We start from the raw sequence: 1339 nt of genomic DNA on the forward strand, positions 1-1339 counted from the left end.
CTGTAATGGTTGTGGCTGATCCGAGATCGGCTGGCAGGATGGCGTTTCGGCCTGCCGTGCGTGACTCTGGGTATATTCGACTCCGGTTCTCGGGTGTCTTGAAAATGACGTGTCCACACGGCGGGTCGGGCGTCGGAACGCCCACCCGGATGGCCTGATCAGAAGAATGTCCGCCCTGTTCACAGGGGCGTGACTCGTTACAGATGTGCCTCCGAGTGATCCCCGGCGCCCTCACCGGCCCGAGCACCGAGAGGACCCTCACCCATGGCGCGCATCGCCGACCGTTACGACCACGTGATCGGCGTGGACACCCACGCCCGCACGCACACCTTCGTGATCATCCAAACCCGCACCGGCGCGGTCATCGACACCCGCGAATTCCCGACCCACGCTGCCGGCATGACACGCGCACTGGCGTGGATCGAACGCCGCACCGCCAGCAGTGTTTTCGCCGCGATCGAAGGCACCGCGTCCTATGGTGCCAAGCTCACCGCCGTGCTCACCGCGGCAGGTATCGCGGTCGGCGAGGTGCGCCCGCCGTCGCGCAAACAGCGGGCCGTCGACGGCAAGTCCGATCGCATCGACGCCGAAGCCGCAGCCAGATCGGTTCTGGGACAAGACGAATCACACGTTGCCACACCACGCTCCGCTGGCGAACGCAACGCCCTGCGAATCCTGCTGGCCACCCGCCGTCTGCTCGACCAGCAGCGCACCGCCTGCCGCAACGCGCTCACCGCGCTGCTGCGCACCGTCGATCTCGGTGTCGATGCACGCCGCGCGGTCAGCGACGCCCAGATCACCGCGATCAAGGCCTGGCGCGTCACCGGCAGCGATCCGGTCACCACGATCGCACGCACCGAAGCCCGACGCCTGGCCCGCGCGATCGCCGATCACGACAAGCAGCTCCGCGATAATCACTCCACCCTGGGGCAGATCGTCGAACGCATCGTGCCCGGCCTGCAGAACAACCCCGGGGTCGGACCGGTCACCGGCGCGATCATCGTCTGCGCCTACTCCCACCACGGCCGCGTCCGATCAGAGGCCGCGTTCGCCGCACTGGCCGGTGTCGCACCACAACCCGCGTCCTCGGGCAACACGATCCGGCACAGACTCAACCGCGGCGGCGACCGGCAACTCAACCGCGCTTTCGACACCATCGTCCGCAGTCGGCTCAGCTACGACCCGGACACACGCGCCTACGCCGAACGCAGTCGCGCACAAGGGAAAACAGTCCGCGAAACCCGTCGCAAGCTCAAACGCTACGTCTGCCGCGCAGTCTTCCGGCAACTCCAAACCATCATGTCCACCCCTTGACAACAGGCATAGAAGAGTCATTTTC

At 66.3% G+C, this 1339-nt stretch carries 1 protein-coding gene; it reads left to right on the top strand.

Annotated features, from left to right (window positions below):
* The first annotated feature begins 264 nt into the window (after positions 1-264).
* Complete coding sequence (locus K7711_RS46970; RefSeq protein ID WP_222979658.1) at positions 265-1314, top strand: IS110 family RNA-guided transposase; 1050 nt, start codon at positions 265-267, stop codon at positions 1312-1314.
* Positions 1315-1339: the final 25 nt, after the last annotated feature.

Origin of the sequence: Nocardia coffeae (assembly GCF_019890715.1) — a bacterium.
Classification (GTDB): Bacteria; Actinomycetota; Actinomycetes; order Mycobacteriales; family Mycobacteriaceae; genus Nocardia; species Nocardia jiangxiensis.